This window comes from Alcaligenes sp. RM2 (assembly GCF_052931795.1).
Window position 1 is genome coordinate 193834 of the sequence record NZ_JBRFIO010000002.1, and the last position, 26379, is coordinate 220212.

Sequence of the window (26379 nt, forward strand, 5' to 3'; positions counted from 1 at the left end):
CTACTTATTATCTAGGCAATAACTGCAATCCGAAGAAATGTTCTTCGCGGTGTCGATGGGCAGGGTTTCGACAATCACAAGTTAGCCAGTTCGATCGACTGGCCTAGAGTGCTTAAAAAGGCGATTGCAAATTTTGCAACTTTAAGTAATATCCCTTGAAACCTGGAGGGAGCATGCTGACAGATGTACAGATAGCGGCAGTAAACCGTATTCGTCTGCCGATACGGTATGCGTTTCAAATATCGGGAAAGACACTCGATTTGTCATGCATTGAAGCGCCCTCAACAATTATTGAGGTTTCGCTAGCGCCTTATCGCAGCCGAGGGCCAAATCACCGCCGATTTCTCGCGACAGCCGCTGACGGACGTGTTTTCGCCATTGACTGTGTATCTTCAATGTTCGATTATGACGAGGTCGAGACGGCTGGCATAATTCGCGCCCGATCAATTACCGTCACAGAGGGCTTTGGAGAGTTCGAGGAAGCCAGGTTCAAGGGTAGCTCAACCGCTCTTTCTGACGCATTAGCGCTGCGAAATGCGGCACATCAAGCCTGGCGTACTGGGATCAACTATATTGCCCAGCTAGACCCCGACGGGCAATTACCTGGGCGACCTGGTCTTCGAAAGCCCCAGGTGGGGGCGCTCCACGCTATAGCTGCGCACTGGAGCCTTCACAGAGAGCCCGCTGTCATTGTCATGCCAACAGGAACAGGCAAGACGGAAGTCATGGTCGCCGTTGCGGTCGAATCGCGTGGAGAACGCATCCTTGTTGTAGTTCCCAGCGACGCCCTGCGTGAGCAAACGGCCGGCAAGTTCCGAGAGTACGGCCTGCTACGCCATCTTGGCGTGGTCAACAGCACCGCCAACCCTGTCGTTGGCGTTCTCAAGGGTGCGCCTACTGACGACTGTATAGAGTCGTTGCGAGTATGCAATATCGTAGTCACAACCATGGCTTCAATCAGCCGGGTAGATGAAGCAGGACAAAGAGCTTTTGCGGCTCTGTTCAGTGAGGTCTTCTTTGATGAGGCCCACCACATACAAGCGGAGACATGGAAGAAATTCAGCACATATTGCGGCCATGCGCGCACGCTTTTGTTCACGGCAACTCCCTTTCGAGAAGACGGTAAAGCATTACCTGGCAAGATTATCTACAACTACCCGCTACAGGCCGCGCAGGACGAACAGTTCTTCAAGCCCATTCGGTTTCTGGAGGTCTTTGAACCCGATGACACCCTGGCTGATGCCGCAATTGCAGCGGCAGCCGTGGCACGGTTGCGCGAAGACCTTGCCGCAGGATACGACCACTTGCTACTTGCCCGGGCTGATGCTATCGACCATGCAGTATGGCTTTACGACCGGATCTATTCGCCCAACTATGCAGATCTGAACCCCATTGTGATCCACAGCCGCTCAGCGGGCCGCGCGCAGACTCTCCGCAGCATCCGAAATGGCAATCATCGGATCATTATTTGTGTGGACATGTTTGGTGAGGGATTTGATTTGCCGCGCTTAAAGGTCGCAGCGCTTCATTCTGTTCACAAGAGCCTCGGGATCACGCTCCAATTCATCGGCCGCTTTGCCCGTTCAGCAGGCGAGGCGATTGGACCAGCGACATTCGTTGCCAACACGGCTGAAGACGGAGTGCCTGAGGCACTGGAAGGCCTCTATCAGGAGGATGCAGACTGGAATGTTCTGCTCTCAGACTTGAGCTACGACGCTATTGACCCACAGGCCCGTCTTTCTGAACTCGTCGAGAACCTTCAACCAATTCGCAAAAATCCGGATTCCGTCCATATCTCCACTCTAACGCTCCGCCCGAAGTTGAGTGCGGAAGTGTTTCGTGTGACGGACTTCCGCCCGCAAGACTATGTGAAGGCATTTCGGCCGCGACAGGTAATCCATCAGCCCTATTTCAGCCGTCCAGACGGAATGCTTGTGTTTATTGTCAATCAGAAAGAGTTACTCGACTGGACTGATTCACGGGATATCGCAACGGATAGCTGGGACCTCTTCATTGTTTTCCATGACGCCGAGCGAAATCTGCTTTTCATTAACAGTTCACGCAAGCGCGTTGCTGAGAACTTGGCGTCCAAGGTCTCTACCGAGCCAGCCCTTATCAAAAATGAGGAGGTATTTCGAGCTTTCACAAATCTCCGCAGGTTGGTGCTGCACAGCGTAGGACTGACTAGCTTAAGCAAAAATGTCCGATATCAGATGTTTGCAGGACTGGATGTGAGGGACGCGATCGATCCGGCACTGCAAGCCAACAAGCAGAAATCGAACGTCACGGGGGTCGGCTATGAGAACGGCCAACGCATTAGCGTAGGCTGCTCTCGTAAGGGGAAAATCTGGGCCCTGAGCACGGGCACGCTTGCCGAGTGGCGGGAATGGTGCCTTCATCTGGGAGCCAAGCTCTCTAACAATGAGACCGAACCCGACGACTTTCTTCGGTACACACTCGTCCCGACCGAACTACAAGGTTTACTACCTGACGAGGTAGCACTGCTGGCCGACTGGCCTGATCAACTATTTGAAGCAGCGACGTTCAGGTTTAATGTGGTGGTAGGTGACCGAAGCTTTGACTTCCATGATTGCCAGCTTGACCTCGGGGAATGGCGCGCCGGGAGCAACGCCTTTACGTTCACCTTAACGGCAGGCGCAGATGTGTCTGCGACATATCGGCAGACCCTTCTAACGGTAGCGATAGACGGCTTGAAGTACGGAATTGAACAGATCGCAGGCCCGGAGCTTCGAATTGACGCTTTCTCCCGCCGAGTTACTGCTGTCGAGTTCTTTACAACAAGTCCACCTATGGTGCGCCTTGCTGATGGCTCACAGCTCTCTGGAGAGATTCTTCTTAAACCTCGGGAGGCACTTGGGGAGACTTTCCCCCGTGAATCGATTCAGTCTTTGGACTGGGGGAACACGAATATCCGTCAGGAAAGTCGATGGAGAAACGGGGTGTATCGTCCCCAATCCATTCAGCAGAGATTCATCGAGTACCTTGAAGAAGGACCGTACTCATTCATCATTGACGATGATGACAGTGGCGAGAGCGCGGACATTGTCGCGATTGAAGAGACTGCGGACACCATTACTGTGCTGCTTTGGCATTGCAAGTTCGCGACAGGAGATAGCCCGGCAAACAACGTCCAAGACCTTTATGAGGTCTGCGGACAAGCTCAGAAGTCCACAAAGTGGGCCTGGAGCTTTCCAAACCTCGTCCGCCACATCGTAGACCGGGAAACGCGGCTGTTGCGGGGTCGTGATAGTCGGTTTGTCCGTGGTTCCTTGCGCCAGCTCGTAGCGTTGCGAAAGGCTTCTCGACGGAAGTTTATTATCTTTAAGGTGGGTATCGTTCAGCCCGGACTGCACGCAGCAGGCATCACGAACGAACACCTGACGATCCTGGGTGCGACGAACAATTTCCTGCGCACTGTGACCAACAGTCCACTGACCGTATTCGCATCGCCTTAGGCTACCTATCATGGCTGAAATCTCGCGCCAGCTCGATTCGGCTTGGCGAAATCGCTGTAAATCGTGGCGGCTGCACAAACTTGCCATCCCAACCATGCAACTGTGCGGCGTCGCAAACCGAAGTGTCTCCGTAAGTTCCCCTTTCCACGTAGACATTCAAGCACGTGCTGCGAGCCTTTCAGGATAGATAACTGCTGTAATGGTTGTAGCTGTCGATCAGGCACTGAGCCGTGTATGACTCCGATCAGCCTAAATCGGTCCACTAGAAGGAAGTGCCGATCGACCGCTTCGGGCCGAACTCGCCGTATGTCTTCCTGAGCAAATCATCCCTGCCTACGCGGCGACCGAGTGGCGCGCAAGATCATCAGGTCCTCGCGCTGGCTGCTACTCCGCAATCTCGAAAACGTCAGGCGAGAAGCCCTTCGCGGAAATCGGCGGCGAACTTTTTTGCCCTATCAGATTACTTCTCTGATCTGCCCGTATGTCGGGTCTTTAAAGGCTACGCCATGTATTTCAGAGGTGGCAGAATGAAATTAGCGCGGCCACGACTTAAGCGTATGCAAGTCCAGCAACGTAAATCTCCCCGCATCCTGCCATCCACCTGTATCGATGTAGTAAACATTACCAAGTTGCACAGGCTTGCGCAGCGTCAAATGTCCATGGACCACCGCACGTACATTGCGGACTGGCTGGGAATACTGCATTCGATAACGATCTACGGACCATAGGCAGGCATCTTCGTCCTCTGGACTGAAGGTAGCGCCGTGAATAGCCTGCCAATCGTCATAGGGGAAGTCGGCGTGAACCATACCGACCACGCCCCTCGGCGTTTCCACCTCGATAGCCAGCGGCAAGGCGCTCAAGCTGGTCGCAATGCGTTCACGAATATCGCCAGCGCAGGCGTCCAACCATCCACCGCCGTGGGCGCGGTGATCGACGTCCGGAATCGGGTCGCCCATCGCCCGTCGCCACGTCATCAGGTCGTGATTCCCGCAGATCGCGTGAAACCACGGGCGCTGCAACCATTTCAGAACATCGGCCGATTCAGGGCCTCGGTCCACAAGGTCGCCTACGGAAAACAATCGGTCCTTTTCTGGCGAAAACTTTACGGCAGCCAGCGCGACCTCAAGCCGACCAAAATGACCGTGGATATCACCCACCGCAAAATCACGGCCGTTTGCATTCAATTGAAAGCGCCGGACTCGAGCATTACCGGGCGTCATTTCTAAGTTCCATATAACTTCCTAGCGACTCGACCTGCATACCCATCATGATACTTGGCTCTCCAAGGTAGCGTGATCCCCGATTCACTGCTCCTGATGTCATCAACCTCGGATACTAGCCAATAGTTTGATCACGTCCACATCGCTGGCAATTTCTCACAATTTTTTTCTTTGCCCGTAGAGGTTTCAGGCGCCCAAATCAAGCTCTGTCTCTGACCATTTCTAAGCCTTTGATTTACAGATTTATTTCGCTTGATCGCTGCATCGAAAAAAACCAATATGCCTTATCTTGGCACTTGACGATGCCAAATTTTGGTTTTCGCAGACGCGCTATTTTGGCCTTTGACATTCATTCCTTCACAGTAAAGACTGGCCTCACCTACGGTGAACTTGTGAGGCATATGAATGACTACTGGAGAATATTTGTTGGGACGGTTTGGGCCGTTGATGAGCATCGTTGACGTTGCCACCTTGCTAGGCCGATCTCCCGATGGCGTCCGCGTTGCGCTTTATACCGATACCGATTTTTCGCGCAAGCTGAAACCAGCCATGCTGCGGGTCGGTCGCCGCGTTTATTTTCGGACGTTGCAGGTCACGGAAGCGCTGAGTCTGGAACAGCCGGCAGACGGCGAAGTCACGCCCGCAGGGGCCGCTGCGCGAGGGCCTCGCGCATGAGTCGACAAAGAACCATCAACGACCAGATATGGCGCTCAAATCGCCTGTCAGGCTGCACGGTCGAAGATCGCTATGCATTGTTCTACTTCCTGACCTCGCCATTCAGCAACGTCATCGGCGCGTATGAAATCGTCCTGCGCGTTGCAGCCTCGGAGATGGGTTGGGATGTCGAGTCTCAACTGATAAACGTGATCCGCCGGCTTGTCGACGCCGACCTTATCTATTTCGACGCAGACGCGAACTACGTCTGGGTGAAGGCCTGGTGGGATCACAACTCCGCCAAGATGGCTGTCGCATCCACACTCAGGAAGAAGACATTCCAACAGATCGAAGCCCTTCCCGAACGCTGGCGCAACGACTATGTGGACGACTTCATCAATCGACTGCCGGCCGACGACCCGCTGCGAGATACGGTAGCCAGTGCACTGGCTTCTCCTAGCGATAGGGTATCGACAGCCTATGCCGACCCTAGCGATAGCCAATCATCGATTCAAAGTGCCCCACACGACGCGCTTATTAATCAAGGAGTTAGCGAACCCGATACCCTATGCACACCCTATCCAAACGGTATGAATAGGCGGCCGGGTAACACTACTACTAACACTAACTTTATCTATAACACTACTACTACAACGGGAACCGGCAACGGCTTGCAATACCCTAGCTCGCTGGCTCCTGCTGAAAGGATGTCGATACAGAATCTGTTGGCCAACATTCCCGCCGAAAGCGCCCAGGCTTTGCTTGACGAACTGGAAGGCGCAATCAAGAAACCGGGCACCATCAGAACAACGAAGGTCGCTTACCTCAAAGGACTTGTTGACCGCCACCGCACAGGCGGATTCGTGCCGGCTGCTGGCATCCCGATAGCAACCAGAAGGGAACGTCTGGCAGCGACTCAGGATATGCCGCGCGCATCGGAATCAGCACCACTCAGCAAAGCTGAATCTCAAGCCCGCCTTCAAGACCTGAAGGCCAAGTTGAGCATGCACGCGAGGACGCCGAGATGAAAAACAACAAGGCCACACTAAGTGTTCGACTAGATAGCGATCTGAAGCGGCGTTGGCAGGTGTTCTGCGTCCGCCAGGGCAGCACCCCCAGCGACGCACTGCGACAGGTCATCGTTCGATTACTCAACGGCTCAACAACAGCCAGTTCGCCCACTCCGTCAACACATGAGCAGCCCGATACTTCGCGTCGCCGCTTGGAACTCCGCCCGACTGAGACGGAATATGCCCGTATCGAAGCACTAGCCTTGCAGCAGGGCATGTCAGCCAATCGCTGGGTCATCCACCTGATACGGGCCAATCTCAGCGGCGAACCGCAGTTCGGCATGACGGAGCTGCGAACGCTGGGCGAATCGAATTCGAGGCTGCTGGCCATCGGTCGCAACCTGAACCAGATCGCCAGGCATATGAACGCAGGACGCACGCTGGAGACGGTGGTAACCGCTGAGCGTATCGACACACTGACCCGTCATATCAAAACCCACACCGCGCTGGTGGCAGACATCATGCGCGCCAATATTGACCGCTGGAGGCTGGAATGAGTCTGGTCATTGATGGAATTTTGAAGGACTGGGGCGAACGCATCTATACCAAGCCCGTCACCAGCCAAGGCGTAAAGCGCACAGTGACGCGATCACGCACTTCGCCACCCTCCAAGCCTCTGCTGTTGACCGGCAGCGCTCGGGTCCGTGACAAGTTGATGCTGACCACTCGCAAAGCGCCCGAAGTCATGGTGAAGATCTCCGGCGGCGGCAAAGGCATCGCCCAGGTGAAAGCGCACCTCGATTACATATCGCGCAACGGCCTGGTCGCGTTGGAGAACGAAGACGGTGAAGTCATCCTTGGCCGTGAGGCAGTGCAGGACGTGCGCGACGAATGGAAAAGCGGCCAGTACGGGTTGCCTGATAACGGCTCGTGCCGCGAAACGTTCAATATCGTGCTGTCCATGCCACCCGGCACCGACCGATGCGCAGTCAATGACGCTATCCGTGCATTCGCGAAAACGGAGTTCGGCGCCAACCACGCGTATGTCTTCGCCATCCATGACGATGAAGCCCATCCCCACGGCCACCTTTGCGTTAAGGCGCTGGGTCTCGACGGCAGCCGGCTCAACCCACGAAAAGCGGACCTGCAACGCTGGCGGGAACGCTTCGCCGAGGCACTGCGTGAACAAGGCATCGAGGCCAACGCCACACCGCGTAGGGCGCGGTCTAACACGCACACTACGGTCAAGCAGGCGACGCGACATGCCGCCAAGCGCGGCAAGAGCACCAAAGCGGCCGAGCGGGAACAACGCAAGCTTTCCGGCTTCTCACGTGCCATCAGGAATGGCTACGGGCACATTGCGAAAGCCTTGGCCGCTGGTGACATAGAGGACAAATCACTTGCCCTGGAAATTGTCCGGTTCCTTGATCCCTCTCAGGGCAGAACGCTACCGGTCGCACAGCGTAGTCAGCGCAGCACAGAAGTGACCAAGGACGCCCATCAACTGGATGGGACCAACCACCCAGATACTGGCGACCTGAGCCGTTGATTGATTGCGCAAGAAGGACCATAAGATGGCTTTACGCTACGACGCCCTGCAAGACTACTGCGATGATCCAGCGCGCACTGGTGATGTGCAGGTCATTCTGTATGCGCACTACTGGAAGGGCTTTGCCTTGGCCGTGCAGGACGGCACTACAGAGCACCACGTCATGGATGACGAGGGCCGACCCTACCGGTTCAGAACAGTAGAAATGGCATTGGCGGAATTGGCGAACATCTCGTACCTGTCAGACCGCATCATCATTGACCGCCGGATGTGGTGGCCGTAGTCGGAAATCTACTTTGCATTAACGTAAGTACGACCAGCTTCGGCTGTGCTTTTAACTGATACGAACGCTGCAACCGCCCCAAGAACGCTTCGGCGTACCGGGTGCCGGCCCGAAAAGAAGGGCCTGACGCGGGGAGATGAGCCGCGTGACCGCACCGAAGAGTAGTGTGCTGACTGCCTCGGAAAAGTTGAGGATGACCGCCCCGGAAAAGCAGGGGATGACAACACGGTAGAGACGTGTCTTCGAAAGCCCCAAGAACACTGAACATGTGTGCCGGGCAAGAGCCTTAAATAAGCTCCCAATGACTGGCTGGAAAGACGGCCCAGCGTTCGCCATCAACACCTACTAAATGGAGTGGCGAACATGAAGAAATTATCAGCCTCTTGCATTCTGACCGTCGGCATTGCCGCGTCGTCGGCCGGCTTCGCACAAATCCCCGTGACAGATGGCGCTTCCATCGCCAAGAGCGTGGAAAACCAGATCGAAACGATGGCGAAGTGGAAGATGCAGTATGACCAGATGGTCAGTCAAATCGACCAGATGAAGCAGCAATACGCAGCAGTCACTGGCGCGCGCGGCATGGGCGAACTATTCAACAATCCGCAGTTGCGGGACTACCTTCCGCACGACTGGCAAGGCGTCTACGACTCCGTCAAATCAGGCGGCTATGCCGGCCTGAGCGGGCGCGCTGAGTCCATCTACAACGACAACAAGGTGTATGACGCCTGCGTCGCCTTTGCCTCGACGGAGCAGCGCACAAACTGCGAAGCCCAAGCTGTCAAAGGTGCGCAAGACAAAGCCTTTGCGCTTGATGCCTACGACGCGGCGAAGAACCGCCTCAGCCAAATCGACCAGTTGATGCGGCAGATCAACCAGACAAAAGACCCGAAAGCCATTGCTGAACTGCAAGGCCGCATCGCAGTCGAGCAGGCCATGATTCAGAACGAGCAGACCATGATTCAGAACGAGCAGACCAAGCTACAGATGTACCAGATGGTCGCGGCAGCCGAAGACCGCCTACAGCAGCAACGGCGGAAGGAGATCAACGCAAAGATTGTTGATCAACGGGGCTACCCCACTCTTCAAGTCTTCAACCCGCTTGCACGCTAAGGAGAACATCATGGCTCCGTTCTACGCAATCACACTGGTTCCAGTGGTGACGCTATGCCTTGCCATCTATCGCTTCTGGGCTTGCGCTCGCCGCCTGAGTCCCGAGTATTACCGAGAGCTTTTGCGGCGTGCGCCGCTGATGAGAACCTTTGATGTCGTGGCTATCGGTATGGCTGCTTTCACGGCCTACTACGCGGCTATGGGCTGGTTTGGATTCACGCTGCCGTTCATTGATGAAGAACCGTTGCCGCCATGGATGAACATCATCCTGTCTGCCGTCACATCCATTGCGTGCATCGGCATCGTTTGGACAAACGCGCCAAATCGCTTCACACAGCCGACATGGGGCGGCATGCGCGAAAGCGTCGTGCGAACCCTTGTAGCGTTACGCATCATTGAGGCCGCCGAAGTGGCCCACGCACTCGACATCATCAACGCACGTGAGGCACACAAATGAAAAACATCCTCTTCCCGTTCTTCATCGCGCTCACGCTGGCAGCTTGCGGCGAAAACACCCCCGTTCAAACCGTCGATTGGTACAAGGCGCATGCCCCCGAACGCAACGCGATGATCGCGAAGTGCGAAGCCAGTCCTGGCGAGTTCGCCGCATCCGCCAACTGCATCAACGCCAAGACAGCGGCAAACCATCTGGCCGTCGACAAGCGGGGCTATTTCGACCTGACACCGATCAATCCGCTCAAGGGAGGTCAATAACATGGGATTCGCCTTATTCCAGTGGATAGGCAGCAGCGTCGATGCGATGCTGAACACCTTCGTATCGGAAACCGCTTCGAACGTCATCCTCGGTTTTCAAATGCTGATGCTGACCGGCGTCACGCTGTACATCACCTTGACTGGCTACGCCATCAGCGCGGGCGCGGTTGAAGCTCCCTTTCAGACCTTCATCAAGCAGTGTATGAAGATCCTCATTATCACGGCATTCTGCATGACGGCTGATTCTTACACCTCCACTGTTGTGTCGGCCATTCAAGGGCTGGAGACAGGTCTGGCCGACGTCATGTCTACGTCTAACGCTCAAGCGACAAGTATCTATCAGGTGCTGGACAACTCGGCGGACAAAGGGCTTAACGTGGCTTACGACATGCTAGGCAAAGTCGCAAAGCGCGAGTTCTACGAACTAGGTCATATGTTCTGGGATGCCCTGAATGCACTCATGATGGCCATTGCCGTGTTTCTTATTCATTTGCCTGCGGCCGCGACCATCATCATGGCAAAGCTCGGTCTCGGAATAATGCTTGGTCTCGGACCACTGTTTATCGCGGCGCTAATGTTTCCAGTCACCGCGAAATGGTTCGACAAATGGTTTGAGCAGGCACTAGCCTACATCCTTGAAATTGCCATCACAATGGTTGTCGTGTCTGTCGGTGTGGCGCTATTCAAGGCGCTGTTCGACAGGGTAATAAGTACGACTACGGACAATCCCATCAGTTCGTTTGTGCAGATCATCGTTCTTGCCTTGATCATCTTCTTCGCGCAGAGAAAAACGAGTGGCTTAGGGGCGAGACTAGCTGGCGGCATCGCCTTTGACGCTGTGACATTCAGGAGCATGGCACAGGGTATTGGCAACGTGGTGAATCCTAAGACGACTCGCCGCGATATGCAGTCGGGCATGATGGTTACTGCCGGCCGAACCAACCACATGATCGCAGGCAACACCATGTGGAACCCAGCCTATCGGCAACACGTCTTGCAAAACATGGGCAAGAACTGGGGACCGGCAACGGGCGGCTCCGTCAACGGTAAGTGATGTGCATGTTGCGTCCGCATAGGCCTCGTCATCAGCGAGGCCTTTTGATTCATGGGCACACATATCTCCGCGCTACGCTTGGGCAACCCCTTCGGTTGCATCCCGCGTCCGTTCTTGCCGGACTGGCCGCGGGGGCAGGCCCAGGCGGCTTCGCCTTGTTCCTCCCCCCGGCCGACAGGCTGCATGGCTTCCAGAGGCATCAAGGGTGAAGGCTTCGCCCGGGATCCTCACCCGTTCCCTGCGCTGCGCTTCGGGCTGCGGCTTCCGGTCCCGCCCTTGACGCCTCTTCCGGCCAAACGGCGTCAGTAGCGGTGCCGTCAAGCGGATGACGGGTCAAGGGGTTGGTGCGGCCCGCAGCCCACAGGGCGAGGACACGGCCCCTTGACGCGGCAGGAGCGCCCTACGCTATGCCCGGGGGCAGGAGTTCCGGGCCAGAGCCCGCAACCCCTGCCCCCGAGGCTCCCGCCGGCGAGGGTGGAGAGTCCAGAGAGGCAAAGCCTCTTTGGAAACTACGGCTAGTACGCAGCCGATATTGGCGTCCATAGCAGGTAAAACAAGACAATTTCAGCGCACCACCTCTGTGGCTACGTGCACCTAAACCAAATTACCCATACTTCTTGTAAGATCGAGTTACCTACGGCAAGGAGGCACCATGGCAGGCACGGGTAAATGCAGGCAACAGCCCCACAAAACCATATCGGATACCGAACGCAGCCGCCGGCAATCGGCAGTTAACTATGCGCGGGCCTCCGTCGGTCTAGAAGATTTCTCGCTCAGTGAAGCAGATGAGGCCCACGCGCAGCGTTTCGTCGATGGCCAGATAAGCCTGCAAGAGTTTGTGCAGCCGCGCGCTGACGCATTAGCACTCCCAAAGTCTTCGTCATGACGAAGAGATTTAGGATTTGGGGACTAGTGCAGGATAGGCTGTCGCCGGTTTTCGTTAGACGACGTAGTCTACGAAGCTCTTGTCTCCAAGTAAATTAACGAGCGCGTCGTCCTTTATTATGAATTCCCACCAAACCGAACACGTGTCGCAGCTCACCCCAAGCGAAAGAAAAAGTTTTTTTGAAGAGCCAGGCAGGGCGACTGCATTCTCGAAAAGTTTTGCAGACCTGCTCAGAGCAGTGCAGCGGCAAGTCGTTGCCCGCTATCTTCCCCCTGAAAATACTCAGCGACTTAGGCATAGGGGCACTCACTCGCACCCAGGAGCACCTGAAGCTTACCTAAGTGGACTTCAGACCCATTCTTCGAAAACCACTATTACATTTGAAGAGCTGATTAATAATGATTTGTCTGCGATAGCTAGATGCATTGCAGGAGTTAGCGGTGATATGGAGCGACAGTTTGCACAAATGATGTATCGCTCCATATCATCAGCCAGCGAACAAAGTGGCAATGTGGTGGACGCACAAAAAGAAGGGTCATTACCAGCAGCATTCGCTCGCATGTTAGAGAAGATTGAATTCTCTGTAGACAAAGATGGAAACGTTACCCTGCCTCAGATACACGTAGGACCCAATACGCTTGATTCGTTCCAAAGAGCCATCAGCGAGGCGCCCCCTGAGTATCACAATCAAATCGAAGAAATCATGAAGCGTAAACGAGCTGAGGCATTAAAAAGAGAAGCAGATCGGAAAGCTCGCTTTGTGAAGTACGGGGAGTAGTCGATGAAAGTTCTACTAGCGGTAGGTTGCAACCACTTTGATCATGCCACGCAACTGACCGGGGCAGAAAAAGACGCAGAGCGTATATTTAACGCACTGATCAATCCGGATATTGGCCAATACGACCCCAAACTATCGCGCCTTGTGCTTTCTCCAACCCTTGAACAAATGCGAGAAAACATAAAACTCGTACTGTTCAACTCAGGCAGCATCGGCACATTTACTTTTTTCTTTGCAGGGCATGGCGGAGTTAGTGCTGGAAGCTTTTACATGTGGGTCCGCGATAGCAGGCCAAATGCACAATCCATGACGGCTTTGTCACTCGCCGACATGTTTCGAAGCCTAAACGAGTCATCTCCAAGACAAAGCAACATAATAATTGACGCATGTGAAAGTGGGGGATTAATTACGGACCTCGGAGTTCTTCTTAAGCCAGACTTACTTGGTGATGTTGGCACTCCGGCGTTAACCCTAGTAGCAACATCTAGTCAAAACCAACCCGCGGGAGAAACCATCAATGGTGGCTTAGGAACCAATGCAATCTTGGACTGCATGGAAGGGCGAAGTTTTGTACAAGACAGCACGCCGGTTCTAGACTTGGTAGAGATTGGCAGACATATATCCACTCGTTTGAAAGAACAAAACCAAAACCCCATCGTATGGGGTTTGAATCTATATGGCCCACCGAGTTTTTGCCTGAATCCAAAGTTCAATAAAGATCCCGCTGCACCGCTGCGAGATGTAATTCAGACGTGGCCTACTGACAGCGACAAAATCGTCAAAGAGAACTATAGCGCGCTGTGGAGTGCATACACCTCCCTAAGCGATAATTGGGTAATCGACGATTTTCTCAGAATAGTTAGAACAATTCTAACTCCGACTATTCATGCCCCCCGTATCCTCGCCAATCAAGCAAGCCGGATAGCAGCAACTTTTTCGCTTAAGGCATTGAATAGCCGGGATCCATTTCGCCTTCCCCAAGTCGCAGCATGCATAGCAACGTGCCTTCTGCCCTACATTGAGTCTCGCCCAGTCGCAGAAGTTGTTGAGGCCCTAATGGAGCAATGTCGCGCAGGGCTAGCAGTAGCTAACAAGCAATTAATCACGAATCTACTAGTGAGCAAGTATGCTCTTTTGTCAGATGGTGACGGTGGGTTCTTTGATCTCTACCAGCTTCCAATCAAAATCTCCAGGGTACTTGGTTGGGCTTCGGTAGCGATAGAGTTATGCTCGACTCTGGAGCAAAAAGGACACGCGAGAGAACAGTTCGAATTCTTGCTCCGATTTATTGTCGACAACCTGGGAACGTCGATAATTGCAATCTCAGATGCACAAGCCCCATTTTGGGCCGTAGCATTATCAACAGCCGTTTCAATTGGTTTAGAAGAAGAAGCCGAGCTACTGGCCAGCCATATTTTTCATTCGCTCATAGTATGTAATGGACAAGTTTCACATTGGGATATTGCTCCAGACCAAGTGCTACGCTACTTGCTTGCGCGTTCCAAGAATGACTTTTCAAAATGTGCAGATTTGGTAGAGCGCCCGATTGAAACCCTTACTGTAATTCTCAAGGCGGGGAATTTGCTAAATCTCAATGAAATCTTTGATGAGAGTTTGTGGAAAATTGATGGTTTAGGTCTATCCGCCTATTTCCCTGTCAACTACCTAGAATTTGGCGCCCCCACTATGGAAAGTGGAAATTATTGTTTTTGGGAAATTGGGCACGATATTTTTCGAATTTTGGACCTGCAAGAAAATTGGCCTTCTGCCGAATCAAAACCGCAAAATCTTTTAATTGAAAAGACAGTGCTTTGCGCGTCACTACTGCTTCAAGATCGTGTGCCTTGGTTCGTTTTTGATGCGCCGGACCATAGTAAGTCGGCATTGTAGTTTTCGCCGATTCGCGCTGTCCTTCTGAGCTCGAGATACCCGTATGATATCGAAGTCTCGTCGCGCCACAACGGCGAGAGAGCTGAAAGCTAGCGTCAAACAGCAGCTTCTCAACAGGAGCAGAGTCTGCTGTGCCTAAACGAACTTTCGTCAACTATTTAAAGACTCCCCCATGTCCCGCAAAACTAAAACTATGGAAGAGCTGGTCATTGAGTTCGCCATCCAGTACTGGATAGATCATCAAACAGGATGTGACAGTCTGAGAATTGCTCAAGCACTTAAGTTGGACAATGAGCAGGTAAAGGCGGCAATGCTTGAGCTTGAGGCCGCTGGTTTGGCGTCCTTGAATAAGAATGTGGCCCTCACTCCACTAACGTTCGGAGCAGGCGGGATAAAGCGTGGCGCGCCCGTTCAATGCCATGTAATTTTTCCAAGCAAAGCTGTTCTCACCGAACACTTCTACAGATCTGATTTGGTGCGCCGAAATCTCCCTATCTTCGAAGAAAGAGTTATGAAGGGAAGCCACACTTACTCTTTTGTATATTTCTATGAAGAGGTACTGAGAAAATACCTGACTCGTCCAGACCTCTATGATGTGCACGACACCGTCTCAGGGGGACATATAACGTATTTAGGCGAAGAGGAGTTTTTATATATTGATATACGGCATGGCCGTAGAAAGCTGGAGAATGGACGAAGTGCGGTCACAGCTTTCCTCACTGACCTTCTCAAGTTGAGCGAAGCTGAACAACGTTATTGGCATGGCTATGAGATAAAAGACGCATTGTTTGCAGAGCAAGACAAGGGATTTTCCGACTTCATCGACGTGAACCTAGAAGGTAGATGGATTTCATACAAGGATCCTCTCAAAGACGCGCTAGCCGCGATCGAACGAGTTAACGAGCGATTGGAAGCGGCTATTTTTCGTCGCACCCACAATACTTTGCTGCACGCACCAGTGGAGAATACGCAACGCGCCTACTGTGACTCCTGCAATGAGTTGTACAAGCTAATCGGTAACGACAGCATCAATAAAAAAATTTTAGAGTACTACCTGGTCGAAAATTTTGGCACTGACGAAACTGAATTTACCCATAATGAGAGCAAGCGGCCTCTATCGGGTATTCAACTCTTAGAATTGCTGGAACTGAAGGCTAATGCCGGAACAGAAGCAAGTAAGATCATTAGAAGCATCGGCGAGAATAGAATTAAGGCAGCACATGCGCTTAGCTTCGACGGTAACACTGACAAGATCTATATTGACATGTTCCATGATCAATGCGAGGCACTGGCGACGGGTTTAGACTCACTTAGCGATAAAGTCGCTGAATCGGTCAAAAGCAGGAAAAAAGCCATTTAGTGATCTTATGTTTAGATGGGTACCCGGGCGTACACACCGCTTGCCGCCATTCACCTAGTCACTGTACCGAGAAGGCTTTTCGGTACAGTGCAGGTACAGTGACCAGCTTCCACCAATTCGGTAAAAATACGCTAACCTACTGATTTTAAACTCGTTTTACCTATTTCAATCTACGCTAGAATTCGCCCCATTTCCCTGTAGAGACACTGTAAATCACCGACTCAAAATCCCCCGCCGCAAGGCTTGCCGGTTCGATTCCGGCCCCGGGCACCATCTAAAATCTTCCTGAAGTTCAAACAGTTGGAAGATACCGTAGTGTCAGTCCCTGTTCAGGGAATCAACTCAGCACTTCAATGGATACAGAATCGGTACAGCGATGCTTACCTTTGTCTGCGATTGTCTCCGTCTCGTGCCCTTATCTCTGCTTCCGCTTATTCAGTGACTATGCCTGGTAGTTAGCCGCCTCTGGTTTTGAGTTAGCCTCAGCACAGTGTTATACATCCCCATCAGGTTTCTCTGCATTCCAAAACCTCTTTTGTGGAAGTTCATAAGCTTTTAAAACTATTAAAAAGCATGGAGGGAGTTGTGGCTGTACGTTTTCGACGATCGATTAAGTTGGCTCCAGGCATACGCATGAACTTGAGTGGCTCGGGCACTAGCTGGACCTTGGGGCCGCGGGGCTCAACGGTGAATGTTGGTAAGCGTGGGGCACATCTCAATACCAGTTTTTTGGGATTTTCCGCTCGTCATACCCTATATAAGGCTGCTCCTGCCCCTAAGCCGCGCCAATCTGCCCAGCAAACACAGACTTTCTCTTTGGTGTGTGGGGTCACAGAGCAAGGAATGTTGAGTTTCCATGATCAGGACGGAGAGCCTGTTTCCGAGTCGGTTGTTGAGCTCGCCAAGAAGCAGAACCGCCAGGCTATTCAAAGCTTAATCCAGCGTAAATGCGATGAAATAAATAGTGAATGTGAAGCGGTGGCTAATATCCATTTAGACACTCCTGCGCCTCATATTGCACCCAGGTATGTTCCAGAGCGTTTTCTTCGTTCTGAGCCCTTGCAGCCTGCTTTGCTAAGTGCAAAATGGTGGGAAAAGTTTTTTCCCAAACGTTTGGAAAAATTGAATCAGCTCAATCAGCAGATAGCCAGCGAGCATCAACGGTTATTGGCTGCATGGAAAAGTGATCAGACTCAACATGCTTATGAGCAAGAGCAGCGGCGTAAGCTGCTTGAAGAGGATATCTATCAAGATACGGCAGCGATGGAGCAATGGCTGGAAGCTAACCTCCAAGATATCGCTTGGCCTCGGGAGACGTTGATATCGTTGGACATTGCGGAGCAGGGAGCGCATGTTCACTTGGATATCGATTTGCCGGAGATTGAGGATATGCCCTCGAAGATTGCAGCGGTTCCGGCAAGGGGCTTGAAGCTGTCTGTGAAGGATCTGCCAGCAGTGCAGGTACGTAAGCGTTATATGGCCCATGTGCATGGTGTAGGTTTCCGGATTATTGGGGAAACCTTTGCCGCTCTCCCTGTCGTTCAGTGCATCACTCTATCGGGGTTTTCTCAACGTCATGATCCGGCAACAGGGCAGTTGCGTGATGATTATTTGTACTCCGTGAGGGTGGGTCGGGAGGCATGGTCAGAGATCAATTTTGAGATGTTGCCCATGATTGATGTGGTGGAGGCACTGGCTCAGTTTGACCTTCGGCGTAATATGAGCAAGACGGGGGTTTTTAAACCTATTGAGCCCTTTTGATGGGCTGTTTTCTCCAAATCCTTTGACACTAAGACGGAGCAGTTGGAATTGTGTTTTTAAAAAGGTAGCCTGCGAACAGCTCCCTGTTGGCTTCATCAGAACATGTAGCCTTTCAAACCGGATAGGCAGAATCAAGTCGGCTTAACCAGATACCCCCTCATCCCCAAAAGCCGTGCAGGTTGTTTGGATGTCAAGTCTGATAACTTGTCATAAATATCAATAAGCGGCGTGCCCTTACTTAGTTCCAGCTCATACAAGGCGACTTTCTCCGCCTGGTATTTGGCATCAGCCATCATGAAATAGGCGGTGCTTTCTTCCGTGACCGGCTCCCGTGTATTTGAGTAGTACATCGGTCCACCTTTTAGCCAGTCGGTGATATCAACCATGATTTCGTGCAGGGCTAGTCTTTTGGGCCCTCCTTCATACACGATATCTTTCAGAAAAGCGCCAAATTCCCTTTCGTCCATTTTGCTGACGGTGTCGCGCATTGCAAAGCTGCCATGCTTAAGCTCGGTGACCTGAGCTTGTTGTTGAGCTGCGGATGAGATTGTTACTCGTGTCGATGCAGCCGCGAGAGCAGTCTGGAAGCTGGGGGTAGCGGTGCTTGTACCGAGCTGCTGCAGGACATTTTTTTTGCCTAAAGCCACTTCGGTTGTTGTTGAATTGATAAGCATGGGTTGAGTTCCAGTGTTGTGGTCTATATGGGAGAGTGTGCAAAACGTGTTGCTCAGAAGCCTGTAAGCAGATTGGGTTTTATGCTGGCGCAACCAGATACCCCATCATTCCCAGGAACCGTACGGGTTGCTGTGAAGTTAACTCACACAGATTTTCATAGATCTTGACAAGAGGGGTGCCGTTTCGTAAGCCGGTGTCAAGCACTGATATTTTTTGCGATCGGTATTGGCTTGCCGCTGAATTGAAATAATTTTTGCTTTCTGCAGTTACCAGTTCGCCAGTATTCGAGTAACGAATAGGCCCTCCATGTATCCACTCAGTCAGATCTAGCATTCCTCCTGGTCCGTCTCCTTTGCCTGCTATATCTTCGTAAACCATTCCTTGGAGCAAGACTCGTAGCGTGGCATCGTCCATTTTCTGGATGGACTCGTCCATAACGAAAACGCCTTTAACGAGGTTTTCTTTTGGTTTTGGGGGGGCGGGGCTGGGTAAATCGATTTCTGAAATGCCGACCTGTTTGGAAAATTCAGCGAGAACCTCACTGAAATTGGAAGAGTTGGCTGTATCAACCTGCCGCTTGTTTGTGAGTTGTACGGCGGGCATGAGTTTGGGGGAGGATGAACTAACAAACATGAGTGTGACCTTTATTGAGCAGGTAGCAGAGTAGGGTGTGGGAGTGGTGTCTGGACGGTGTTTATAGGGTGTAATAAACGGTGACCGTTATAGGCACGTAGGCAGGAGGAAAGAGGCCACCAAAGTTGGTTGCGCGAAGCACGACGTATATTGGTTTGCTAGCGTCGCGGTTTCTGAAGCTGTAGGTGGATAAATCCTTCCCGTACATGGGCACGCAATCTGAAATTCCGTTCCAGCAAACATGCGTCGTTGACGAAACCTTGTCGATTTGGTCCCCAGACATATAGGCTTCAACACGCTCAATTTTTGCCCCCGCTGGCAGGGAATGGCCGAATTGGATGGGGTTGAAGCTAAGGTGATAGGTTTCCAACCTCGTTATCTGAAGAGTGAGTTTCCCCGTCCAAAAGTTTTGCGCGTGTGCATTGGATGTAAGTAAAAAAGAACTTATGAAAATAAATGACGATAAATTTAATATTTTTTTCAATTTTCTTCCTTTATTTGTTTGATTTTTCTTATTCTATTCTCCATTTGGGTATTTGGACTTTGGATGTGTGTTGTTAAAGCTGACTAATTCATTTTTTTAATTTTTTGTTTTGATTATTTAGGTGGTTTATTTTTGATGTTTAATTCTTTTATTGGTTATATGAGTTGTTAACATCTATTTTTTTGAAATTAATTCTAATTCTCGCCATTCATGATCGGGTATGGTTTATCTGCCTAAGAAATCACAGCGATTGTTAACCACTATATTTCTGGCTTCACGCCTTCAGCCTTGAGTTTGTTTGGTAAGTTGTCTTGATTTATCTAGTTGGGGTGCCGATTGTGCGCGGCTATAAGGAGCGTTATCCGCAGGTCAGCCTGGAGCTGACCAGTAATGAAGGATGGATTGATCTGCTGAAGCATCGCACGGATGTGGCTATTCGGATTGGTCGGCTCAAGGACTCTACCTTGCATGCGCGACCTATTGGCAACACGCGTCTGCGCGTGATGGCTTCACCTGCTTATCTGGAAAAGCACGGTCATCCGCGTGACGTGGCCGACCTGGATAATCATGTTTTGCTGGGCTTTACCCAGCCGCTATCCCTGAATGAATGGCCCTTGCCTGCGCAGGACGGGATGCCGGTGCATATCAAGCCAAGTATTGCCGCTTCCAGTGGGGAAACCTTGCGGCAATTGGCGCTGGATGGCGTGGGGATTGTGTCGTTGTCGGACTTCATGACGCACCGGGATCGCGAGGCAGGACGTTTGGTGCAGTTGTTCCCGAAACGCACGCTGGAGATGTGTCAGCCTATCAATGCGGTGTACTACCGCAATACGGCTTTATCGGCGCGGATTTCCACGTTTGTAAGCTATTTGAGCGAGTGCTGGGAGGCAGGGCTGGGTGGCTCGAAATAGCGCGTGATGAGGACGGTTCTGACGTTCTACATCACAGTATTCATATGTTGCCAGGCTAAGGTGTCTGTAGCTTGTCTATCGGCGGTAAGCAGAAAACTAATCAGCAGTAAAAACAGGTGGTGCAGATGACGTGTGCCGGATGTTGATCAAGGGGGGGAACAGGCAGCAATGAATAATTCGAACGAACCTGTGCAGACACAGACACAGACACAGACACAGACACCCACATCAGTACCGGCAGAAGTGCAGAGGCAGGCGTCGGATAGGCCAGGCAGCCCGCTGGAGGTCTTCTGGGCCTTCCTGAAACTCGGGCTGACTTCGTTTGGCGGCCCGATCGCGCACCTGGGTTATTTCCGTACCGAGTTCGTAGAGCGCCGTCGCTGGCTGGATGATCGCAGCTACTCCGATCTGCTTGCCCTGTGTCAGTTCTTGCCGGGTCCGGCCAGCAGCCAGGTCGGGATGGCGCTGGGGCTGGGGCGTGCTGGGTGGATGGGTTTGCTGGCAGCCTGGACCGGCTTTACCTTGCCATCGGCCATTGCATTGATTTTGTTTGCCATGGGATTGGCGGGACAGCAGGGGATTGCAGAGTCTGCGTGGGTACATGGGCTCAAGATTGTGGCGGTAGCAATTGTGGCCCAGGCGGTGTTGGGAATGGCCCGGTCTCTATGTCCTGATCGATCTCGTGCTGCATTGGCGATGGTGGCTGCTTTGTTAAGTCTGGCCTTGCCCTCGGCCTTTGGGCAGGTTCTGGCCATTGCGGTGACAGGTTTGATCGCATGGAGGAAATTGGACTTTGCTCAAGCAGGAGTGGCTCAGGCTCATTCGTTTCCGGTGTCTCGCAGGGTAGGGATGGCTGCCCTAGTGGCTTTTGTCGGGCTCTTGCTTGCTTTGCCTGTGTGGGCTGCGGCAACAGGCTCATCGATTGTTCAGTTACTGGAAGGGGTGTACCGATCCGGGGCACTGGTCTTTGGTGGGGGGCATGTCGTGTTGCCGCTCTTGCAGGCCTCTGTCGTACCGACAGGAATGGTCAGCAATGCGGACTTGATGGTGGGTTATGGGGCGGCGCAAGCAGTGCCGGGGCCCCTGTTTACCTTCGCGGCTTATATCGGGGCGATGGCTCAATGGCCTTTGCAGGGATGGCTGGGCGGCTTGGCTCTGCTGGCGCTTATTTTTATCCCAGCGTTCTTGATTCTGATTGGCGTCCTGCCTTTTTGGGAAGGGCTGCGACATCGGGCTGGCGTGCGCACGGCGATGGCAGGGATTAATGCAGGGGTGGTCGGTATCCTGGGGGCCGCGCTGTATGACCCGGTATGGACCAGTGCCATTCATGACAAGGCGGATTTTGGCTTGGCCTTGCTCTTGTTTGGCTTGTTGACGGTGGGGCGTGTACCACCGGCGTTGGTTGTGCTTTTGGCGGGGCTGGGCGCCTTTTTTTAATGTCGATTATTTAAGTATTTTTCTTGCCGTGCGTGATTGCCTGGCTTCATTTTTCCGGTCCGGAATGTGTGGGAGCTGATTCAAGAGGAAGCAGGTAGCTGTTTGGTGTTTTTCAAGGTGTGCGCGGGGCGCTGGCACCTTGGGAACGCCATATGCTGGGTATCAGTTGCTTGTCGCAGTTGCGGCAAGGCAAACCGACAGGAGAATGTCATGGATACCAATAAATCACGCGCGGACAAACACTTGATGGACTGGCTTCGAGACGCACATGCAATGGAAGAACAGGCTGAGACGATGCTGAACAGCATGCTCTCGCGGGTGGAGAACTACCCGGAGTTGCATCAGCGCATTCAGCAACATATCAAGGAAACTCAGACACAGCAGGGGCTGGTGCGCGAATGCATAGAGCGGCGCGGTGGGGATACGTCCTTGCTCAAAGACCTGGGCGGGAAAGTTATGGCAGCGTTTCAGGGCTTTTCCGGGATCTTTGCCTCTGATGAGGTGGTGAAAGGCACGATGTTCAGCTTTGCCTTCGAAAACCTGGAAATTGCGGCTTACAGCCAGCTCAAGGAGGCCGCTGATTTTGTGGGCGATACGGAGACGGCGATGGTGTGCCATCAAATCCTGGAGCAAGAGCGCGCGATGGCTCGTTGGCTGGAAGAGCACTCACCGGAGTTGATACGGATCTTTCTGGCTCGTGCCAATGAAGGTCACAGTCAGGCCAAGCCTTAGTCCACATCCGTCCAAGGCTGTTGATTGACGGCCTTGCTTGGCAGGTTTTCAGCTTGGGGGCAGCCATGAAGGCTACTAGGCACACTGTTTGCTGGAGCCTGTCTGTGAAACCTGATCTTTGGAGAGTCCGCATGAGTCCCACACGCAAAGGCAACACCGAAGGCTCGAATCAAGCCAAAGCACCGGAGCCCAGCAGCGAATCCCAAGTGGATATTGCCGGGCGGGTGCAGGAAGACCTGAAGGAAGTAAATGAACACGGCAAAGACAAGGAGCGAAGGCGGCCGGTAGACCATAAAGCCACGCAGTTTGATGGTTCTCCGAATCCGGAACCCGACAAGAGTCCGTATTTGTTCAAGCCACATGACGATACGCCCGCCATCTTGCCCAAGCGCCGCGGTCCGAAGAACCCGGACTAGGAAGGGGGCAAGCGCTTGATGCTACACGCTTGCCCTTTCTGCTCCTGGGCTTACCACTGCCCGAAAAATACCCCTGCTTTTTTATACGCATTGGTACCGCGCTCTACTTCTTCGTCCGTCACGGTCGTTCGGCGTTTCAGACTTGTGAACCACTGCAGCAAGCGCTCCCGACATTCAACCCGTACGTCTTCGTGGTCTGGAGTTTGGCCCAGGTCGTTGAACTGCTCAGGATCGGCATGCAGGTCGTAGAGCTGCTCAGGCTCGTCCAGCCAATACACATAGCGCCAGCGGTCACTGCGCAGGGACCAGGCTCTGGCATTGGATGGTGATTTATCGCGTATCACGCGGGCCAGGCGATAGCTGTAATCCAGTTCGGAAAACACGCAGTCGCGCCAAGGTGGCTGGGTGCCATGTAGCAGGGGCAGCAAGTCTCGTCCCTCAAGGCGGTGGGAAGCCAGCGGCAGGCCCAGCCACGAGAGCATGGTGGGTAGCACATCCACGGCTTCGACCATTCTGTTATCGACTGTTCCCCGCGTAGCATTCGCCTCCGGTGACGGGTCGTAGACGATGAAAGGTACACGCTGCACGGTGTCGTAGAACAGCTCTTTCTCGCCCAGCCAATGATCGCCCAGGAAATCCCCATGGTCGGCCGTGAAGATGATCAGGGTGTTGTCCATCAGGCCATTGCGGGACATGAAGTCGAACAAGCGGCCCAGGTGGTCGTCCAATTGGGTAATAAGGCCCTGGTAGGCGGGTCTGACCGTGTTGATGCAGGTTTCGCTGGCGAAACTGACGCATTCCTCTTGCTGGCGGTAGGCCTCTACGATCGGATGCGCATTGCTTAATTCGGCCTCATTGCGCACTACGGGCAGGCATTGCTCGGCGCTATACATATCGTGGTAGGGCGCAGGAGCGATATAGGGCCAGTGTGGTTTGACGTAGCTCAGGTGCATCACCCAAGGTTCATCCCCCATGCGCTCCATGAAGGACAGGGCCTGGTCCGTCATATAGGCCGTTTCCGAGTGCTTTTCCTCTACCAGGGACGGGTAGCAAGCATTGCGCATGTGCCAGCCACTGACTGGCTGCCCATCGGGCCCGTGCGCAGAGATGACAAAGTCTGTCCATGGGTCGTCGGATTCATAACCATGACGTCGCAGGTAAGCCGGGTAGCCGCTTTCTTCTCCCGGTTCGTGGTGGCCGTCGTAACGGTCTATCTCTTCAAACCCCCCTGTTTTAAGCAGGCGGGCCAGTTCGCTGCCACCATCCAGTGCCAGCCGTTCCAGCCCCTTGTGGTCGACCATGATGTGGGTCTTGCCCGCCAGCACCAGTTTGTGTCCACCGGCGCGCAAATACTCGCCCATGGTGACTTCGCCTACCGACAAGGGCACGCGATTCCAGGTGGCTCCGTGCGTCGATGGGTAGCGGCCTGTGTAGTAGCTCATGCGGGACGGGCCGCAGACGCCGGAATTGACGAAAGCGCGATCAAAGCGCACCCCCTTGGCGGCCAAAGCATCCAGATGGGGGGTACGAATATGAGGGTGGCCGTAGCAGGCCAGGTGATCAGCCCGCAGCTGATCGGCCATGATGAACAGGACGTTCTTGCGTTGTGTCATGTTGTCTGTGTTGCTGGTTTATTGCGTGACTTTGAAGCCGGAGGCCTGAATGACCGGAGCCCATTGCTGGCGGAATTGTTCAATGCGGACGCGGGTTTCTTCTGCATCGGCAGATACGGGAATCAATTCATTTTTCAGCAGTGTTTCTTGCAGCGCCGGGTCGCTGGTGACTTCTTTAATGGCCGTGCCCAGGAAAGCGACTTTGTCGGCTGGCATGGAGGCCGGGGCAAAGAAGGCGTTCCAGCCTGAGGCTTCCAGGTCCACACCGGACTGTTTCAAGGTAGGTACATCTGGCAGGGTGGTCTCTCGTTCGCTGCCCGAGGTGGCCAGAATGCGGATGCGCTTGCCCTGGTGCTGAGACGTCAGTACATCCAGCGTATCGATAGCCAAGGGCAGTACGCCGCCGATCAAGTCTGTAATGACTGGGGCCGAACCGCGATAGCCTATGATCTCGCCCTTGGAGCCAATTTGCTGGGATAGCATCAGGCCGAAAAAGTGCGGCAGGCTGCCGGTGGCCGGGACGCCAATATTGAAGGCACCGGGATGCTCTTTGGCCCAGGCAATCAGTTGGTCCATGGTTTGAATGTCGCTGTCTGCCGACACCGCTACCCCAAAACCGTATTCGGTCACCATGGAAACGGCCTGAAAGTCGGTGTCGGGTTTGTAGGGGATGTCATTGAAAACCAGGGGGGCGACGACCATGACGGCGGGGTTGGCCAGGATCAGCACATTTTTGTCTGCCGCCGTACTTTTGACATACTGAGCGGCAATTCGGCCCCCGGCGCCGGTCTTGTTCTCGACCACAATGGGAATACCCAGCTTCTTGTGCAGACCGTCCGACACAATGCGTGCGGCCCGGTCAGACGCGCCTCCGGGCGCATAGGGCACAACGACAGTCAGGGTTTCAACGGGGCTTGCTGCGTGGGATAAACCAGTGAACAGCAGTCCTGACAGCAGACAGCTTGTTACCGTGGCGCGAAGGCGGTTCAGGGCCATGATTTGTCTCCTTTTTTTTGATTTCCATCAGTTTTTACCGCAGCTTACCAAGGGGGCTGATAGTTGTTCTAATCAAGTATCTTCAAGGTTAAAGGTCATCCCATGGTCAGCTCCCCCAAGCCTTCCCCTGCCTTGGCAAGCACTGCAGGCAGTGCGGCGCCCCTTACGCTGCCGGCCATGATGATGTTCCAGCTGTATCGAGCCTGGTCTGCCAGTAATCCGATTTTTATTCGCTTGTGCGAGGGGCGTTTCAATATCACTCGCCGTGAATGGCGCATTCTGGCGATTGCCAACATGCATCCTGCTTTGACAGGCACGGCTTTGGCCGAGGCGGCAGCATTGGATACCGCTCGTTGCTCACGAGCGGTCAGTACTTTGTGCGAGAAAGGTTTGCTAAAGCGGACGCGCGATACCAAAGACTCGCGTGTTGTGCATGTCTCGGTGACGGAATTGGGGATGCAGCGTTATGAGGAGGTTATGCCGGTTGTTGCGTCCTTGAACGAGGAGATCTTTCAGGATTTGAGTGCAGCAGAACTGTCGGCCCTGAGCAGCATGCTGGATCGGGTTACTAGCCGGGCGGTATTGATGCTGGAAAGTAACGTCGTGCAGGAGCGGGCCCGTCGGAATCGTTAAGATCAACCGTGGTGTCCTGGCACTGCTAGAGCAGTGTCAGGGCCAGAGCGGGAGGTCCATCCATCACGCCATGCACATGCTGTCCTGCCTCGGGCACAAAA

The 26379-nt window shown here is 53.3% G+C and carries 24 protein-coding genes and 1 pseudogene; 20 read left to right on the forward strand and 5 right to left on the reverse strand.

All coding sequences use genetic code 11. The annotated features are described in order from the left end of the window. Positions 1 to 173 precede the first annotated feature (173 nt). On the forward strand, positions 174 to 3476 hold the full coding sequence (locus ACU6HM_RS07730) for a DEAD/DEAH box helicase (RefSeq protein WP_336579896.1): 3303 nt from the start codon (positions 174 to 176) through the stop codon (positions 3474 to 3476). 533 nt (positions 3477 to 4009) lie between these two features. On the opposite strand, the gene ACU6HM_RS07735 is transcribed toward ACU6HM_RS07730, so the two are convergent. Beyond that, positions 4010 to 4699: a metallophosphoesterase gene (locus tag ACU6HM_RS07735; protein WP_446763616.1), complete on the reverse strand. Its 690-nt coding sequence runs from the start codon at positions 4697 to 4699 to the stop codon at positions 4010 to 4012. Between the two features lie 405 nt (positions 4700 to 5104). Here ACU6HM_RS07735 and ACU6HM_RS07740 point away from each other — a divergent pair, with 405 nt between their 5' ends. The 14 genes from ACU6HM_RS07740 to ACU6HM_RS07805 all read left to right on the forward strand — a co-directional run bounded on the left by ACU6HM_RS07740 (position 5105) and on the right by ACU6HM_RS07805 (position 17748). Next, the gene (locus ACU6HM_RS07740; protein WP_446763617.1) at positions 5105 to 5374 is read left to right on the forward strand and encodes a hypothetical protein; all 270 of its coding nucleotides are present in this window, start codon (positions 5105 to 5107) and stop codon (positions 5372 to 5374) included. Then, a complete protein-coding gene (locus tag ACU6HM_RS07745; protein WP_446763618.1) occupies positions 5371 to 6381 on the forward strand; it encodes a hypothetical protein in 1011 nt (336 codons plus the stop codon). Before ACU6HM_RS07740 ends, ACU6HM_RS07745 begins: the two co-directional genes overlap by 4 nt. After that, on the forward strand, positions 6378 to 6920 hold the full coding sequence (gene mobC / locus ACU6HM_RS07750) for a plasmid mobilization relaxosome protein MobC (protein ID WP_446763619.1): 543 nt from the start codon (positions 6378 to 6380) through the stop codon (positions 6918 to 6920). The genes ACU6HM_RS07745 and mobC overlap by 4 nt, the downstream gene beginning before the upstream one ends. Then, complete coding sequence (locus ACU6HM_RS07755) at positions 6917 to 7912, forward strand: relaxase/mobilization nuclease domain-containing protein (RefSeq protein ID WP_446763620.1); 996 nt, start codon at positions 6917 to 6919, stop codon at positions 7910 to 7912. Before mobC ends, ACU6HM_RS07755 begins: the two co-directional genes overlap by 4 nt. Before the next feature lie 25 nt (positions 7913 to 7937). Further along, positions 7938 to 8195 carry a hypothetical protein gene (locus tag ACU6HM_RS07760; protein WP_240685763.1) on the forward strand — a complete coding sequence of 86 codons (258 nt, stop codon included), beginning with the start codon at positions 7938 to 7940 and terminating at the stop codon, positions 8193 to 8195. A gap of 363 nt (positions 8196 to 8558) precedes the next feature. Beyond that, entirely contained in the window at positions 8559 to 9305 is a 747-nt protein-coding gene (virB5, locus tag ACU6HM_RS07765; protein WP_446763621.1) for a P-type DNA transfer protein VirB5, read from the forward strand. A gap of 10 nt (positions 9306 to 9315) precedes the next feature. Then, the gene (locus ACU6HM_RS07770; protein WP_446763622.1) at positions 9316 to 9762 is read left to right on the forward strand and encodes a hypothetical protein; all 447 of its coding nucleotides are present in this window, start codon (positions 9316 to 9318) and stop codon (positions 9760 to 9762) included. Then, entirely contained in the window at positions 9759 to 10019 is a 261-nt protein-coding gene (locus ACU6HM_RS07775; RefSeq protein ID WP_010925840.1) for an EexN family lipoprotein, read from the forward strand. The genes ACU6HM_RS07770 and ACU6HM_RS07775 overlap by 4 nt, the downstream gene beginning before the upstream one ends. 1 nt (position 10020) lies before the next feature. Further along, positions 10021 to 11073 (forward strand): type IV secretion system protein, encoded by a 1053-nt coding sequence (locus ACU6HM_RS07780; RefSeq protein WP_446763623.1) that lies wholly within the window; start codon positions 10021 to 10023, stop codon positions 11071 to 11073. A 652-nt stretch (positions 11074 to 11725) separates the two neighbouring features. Then, positions 11726 to 11959 (forward strand): antitoxin VbhA family protein, encoded by a 234-nt coding sequence (locus ACU6HM_RS07785; protein WP_050483447.1) that lies wholly within the window; start codon positions 11726 to 11728, stop codon positions 11957 to 11959. Between the two features lie 79 nt (positions 11960 to 12038). Then, complete coding sequence (locus ACU6HM_RS07790) at positions 12039 to 12737, forward strand: hypothetical protein (protein ID WP_446763624.1); 699 nt, start codon at positions 12039 to 12041, stop codon at positions 12735 to 12737. A 3-nt stretch (positions 12738 to 12740) separates the two neighbouring features. After that, the gene (locus ACU6HM_RS07795; RefSeq protein WP_446763625.1) at positions 12741 to 14627 is read left to right on the forward strand and encodes a caspase family protein; all 1887 of its coding nucleotides are present in this window, start codon (positions 12741 to 12743) and stop codon (positions 14625 to 14627) included. Between the two features lie 172 nt (positions 14628 to 14799). Next, positions 14800 to 15987: a hypothetical protein gene (locus ACU6HM_RS07800; protein WP_446763626.1), complete on the forward strand. Its 1188-nt coding sequence runs from the start codon at positions 14800 to 14802 to the stop codon at positions 15985 to 15987. Positions 15988 to 16560: 573 nt separating this feature from the next. After that, entirely contained in the window at positions 16561 to 17748 is a 1188-nt protein-coding gene (locus tag ACU6HM_RS07805; RefSeq protein ID WP_446763834.1) for a DUF4236 domain-containing protein, read from the forward strand. Between the two features lie 131 nt (positions 17749 to 17879). On the opposite strand, the gene ACU6HM_RS07810 is transcribed toward ACU6HM_RS07805, so the two are convergent. Together ACU6HM_RS07810 and ACU6HM_RS07815 are read right to left on the reverse strand one after the other, a co-directional pair. Beyond that, positions 17880 to 18422, reverse strand: a complete 543-nt coding sequence (locus ACU6HM_RS07810; RefSeq protein ID WP_446763627.1) for a hypothetical protein — start codon at positions 18420 to 18422, stop codon at positions 17880 to 17882. Between the two features lie 79 nt (positions 18423 to 18501). Beyond that, positions 18502 to 19056, reverse strand: a complete 555-nt coding sequence (locus ACU6HM_RS07815; protein WP_446763628.1) for a hypothetical protein — start codon at positions 19054 to 19056, stop codon at positions 18502 to 18504. Between the two features lie 813 nt (positions 19057 to 19869). Here ACU6HM_RS07815 and ACU6HM_RS07820 point away from each other — a divergent pair. From ACU6HM_RS07820 to ACU6HM_RS07835, 4 genes and pseudogenes are all read left to right on the forward strand, one after another. Beyond that, positions 19870 to 20451: pseudogene (locus ACU6HM_RS07820) on the forward strand (LysR substrate-binding domain-containing protein); the annotation flags it as partial. A gap of 168 nt (positions 20452 to 20619) precedes the next feature. Further along, a complete protein-coding gene (gene chrA / locus ACU6HM_RS07825; protein ID WP_446763629.1) occupies positions 20620 to 21888 on the forward strand; it encodes a chromate efflux transporter in 1269 nt (422 codons plus the stop codon). A gap of 210 nt (positions 21889 to 22098) precedes the next feature. After that, positions 22099 to 22620 (forward strand): ferritin-like domain-containing protein, encoded by a 522-nt coding sequence (locus ACU6HM_RS07830; protein ID WP_009463738.1) that lies wholly within the window; start codon positions 22099 to 22101, stop codon positions 22618 to 22620. Between the two features lie 131 nt (positions 22621 to 22751). Next, positions 22752 to 23036, forward strand: coding sequence for a hypothetical protein (locus ACU6HM_RS07835; RefSeq protein ID WP_251196491.1), 285 nt, complete (start codon positions 22752 to 22754; stop codon positions 23034 to 23036). 50 nt (positions 23037 to 23086) lie between these two features. Here the strand turns inward: ACU6HM_RS07835 and ACU6HM_RS07840 are convergent, their stop codons facing one another. Beyond that, entirely contained in the window at positions 23087 to 24649 is a 1563-nt protein-coding gene (locus tag ACU6HM_RS07840; protein ID WP_446763630.1) for a sulfatase-like hydrolase/transferase, read from the reverse strand. Positions 24650 to 24667: 18 nt separating this feature from the next. After that, the gene (locus tag ACU6HM_RS07845; RefSeq protein ID WP_052159363.1) at positions 24668 to 25645 is read right to left on the reverse strand and encodes a tripartite tricarboxylate transporter substrate-binding protein; all 978 of its coding nucleotides are present in this window, start codon (positions 25643 to 25645) and stop codon (positions 24668 to 24670) included. A gap of 102 nt (positions 25646 to 25747) precedes the next feature. Between ACU6HM_RS07845 and ACU6HM_RS07850 the strand changes: the two genes are divergently transcribed. Next, a complete protein-coding gene (locus tag ACU6HM_RS07850; protein WP_446763631.1) occupies positions 25748 to 26278 on the forward strand; it encodes a MarR family winged helix-turn-helix transcriptional regulator in 531 nt (176 codons plus the stop codon). Positions 26279 to 26379 lie beyond the last annotated feature (101 nt).